Below are 1,201 nucleotides of genomic sequence, written 5' to 3'. Positions count from 1 at the left end.
ACAGCACCACCGGCAGGCACAAGCTATGCGCCGGCGGATGCGACAACCCTGCCGGCATGGGCAGTGGTGAACGCGGACGGCACCATCACGGTGAATCCGGACGCGACAGTGCCAGCCGGACAAACAACGATTCCAGTTACAGTGACGTATCCGGACGGCTCAGGCGGTGTGATCGATGTAGTGGTGACCGTAGGTACGACTGATGCAGTAGACAACCAGCCGGACTACGTGGATACGACAGTGGAGCCGGGTACAGCAGCAACGATCGCAGCGCCGCTCAATTCAGACGGCACAGCACCACCGGCAGGCACAAGCTATGCGCCGGCGGATGCGACAACCCTACCGGCATGGGCAGTGGTGAACGCGGACGGCACCATCACGGTGAATCCGGATATCAGCGTCCCAGCAGGTCAGGTGACAATCCCGGTGGCAGTGACATATCCGGACGGGTCAAGCGGTGTGATCGATGTAGTGGTGACCGTAGGTACGACCGATGCAGTAGACAACCAGCCGGACTACGTGGATACGACAGTGGAGCCGGGTACAGCAGCAACGATCGCAGCGCCGCTCAATTCAGACGGCACAGCACCACCGGCAGGCACAAGCTATGCGCCGGCGGATGCGACAACCCTGCCGGCATGGGCAGTGGTGAACACGGACGGCACCATCACGGTGAATCCGGATATCAGCGTCCCAGCAGGTCAGGTGACAATCCCGGTGGCAGTGACATATCCGGACGGGTCAAGCGGTGTGATCGATGTAGTGGTGACCGTAGGTACGACCGATGCAGTAGACAACCAGCCGGACTACGTGGATACGACAGTGGAGCCGGGTACAGCAGCAACGATCGCAGCGCCGCTCAATTCAGACGGCACAGCACCACCGGCAGGCACAAGCTATGCGCCGGCGGATGCGACAACCCTGCCAGCATGGGCAGTGGTGAACGCGGACGGCACCATCACGGTGAATCCGGATATCAGCGTCCCAGCAGGTCAGGTGACAATCCCGGTGGCAGTGACATATCCGGACGGCTCAGGCGGTGTGATCGATGTAGTGGTGACCGTAGGTACGACCGATGCAGTAGACAACCAGCCGGACTACGTGGATACGACAGTGGAGCCGGGTACAGCAGCAACGATCGCAGCGCCGCTCAATTCAGACGGCACAGCACCACCGGCAGGCACAAGCTATGCGCCGGCGG

At 61.5% G+C, this 1,201-nt stretch carries 1 protein-coding gene; it reads left to right on the top strand.

The features are described 5' to 3' along the window. Positions 1–1,201, top strand: a 1,201-nt coding sequence (locus tag ERX27_RS11100; RefSeq protein WP_208001783.1) for a Rib/alpha-like domain-containing protein, incomplete at both ends; no start/stop codon positions are given.

The sequence above is a fragment of the Macrococcus brunensis genome (genome assembly GCF_004359615.1).
In the GTDB taxonomy this organism is placed as follows: domain Bacteria; phylum Bacillota; class Bacilli; order Staphylococcales; family Staphylococcaceae; genus Macrococcus; species Macrococcus brunensis.
The sequence above is the reverse complement of the archived record's forward strand: the minus strand, read 5'-3'. Positions and strand labels throughout refer to the sequence as shown.